The following is a 777-nucleotide window of genomic DNA, read 5'->3' on the forward strand; positions in this document are numbered from 1 at the left end:
GCCTCCAAACCACCTAAAAACACCCGACCTCAGCCACTCAAAAGAATCCCAAAAAACTCAATTTACGGTTGATCTTTCAACGCAGCATCTTGTTCTGTGTTGTTGGTTTTGCGCCAGATCTCAAAGGTAGCTTCTGAGGTCGAAGCCATTGCATCGATGAACTTCTCGTTGTCGAAACCCGGTAGTTGCTGTAGTCGTTCAAGCAACGCTCCATCTCCTTTTGCGCCTTGTGGGATGATGTAGCCCCGTTCGTCTCCGTGGAGAACCCAGAATACATCAGGTGCGAATGGTCCGAGCGAATTGGTCTCAATATCGAAGCCTGCAAGCTCATCCCATGAGATATCTTCAATTGTGCCGTCAGGTCGTATCGAGCGCACCTGAAAATCGGTGATCTCCACGATATAATTCGATTCGGGTTCCAACGAGCCGGGAGGCTTCCGATCGCCTCCAATCGCGATGAATACTCGGTCAATCGCAGGGCCTGTAAGTGCTTGAAGCCACCGATCAGTGATCCTGCCAGTGAGTAGTGCCCAGATAGGTGCTATCAGAATTGCCCACCACATCGGAATCTGAAGGAGCGAGCATGCCGCAAATGGAATCCCCACTATCCAGACTATCGCGACTGGAAGGTTAACCGCTACGTGCCAATTTGCCGGTGCGGATTGGAGATTCATTTCTTCACAGAACGTATAAGGCCATCTGCGGCGGGAGAAAAGCATCAAAGTCAACTCACAGGCTGGTCGCCGTCGGATGTGCCGCCTTGTTCGCTCCGTTCTG

General features: G+C 51.5%; 1 protein-coding gene. It reads right to left on the reverse strand.

Annotation, left to right across the window (positions count from 1 at the left end):
* Positions 1-62: 62 nt before the first annotated feature.
* Complete coding sequence (locus JIN85_RS20675; protein ID WP_200274423.1) at positions 63-398, reverse strand: hypothetical protein; 336 nt, start codon at positions 396-398, stop codon at positions 63-65.
* Positions 399-777: the final 379 nt, after the last annotated feature.

The sequence above is a fragment of the Luteolibacter pohnpeiensis genome (assembly GCF_016595435.1).
Taxonomy (GTDB): domain Bacteria; phylum Verrucomicrobiota; class Verrucomicrobiia; order Verrucomicrobiales; family Akkermansiaceae; genus Luteolibacter; species Luteolibacter pohnpeiensis.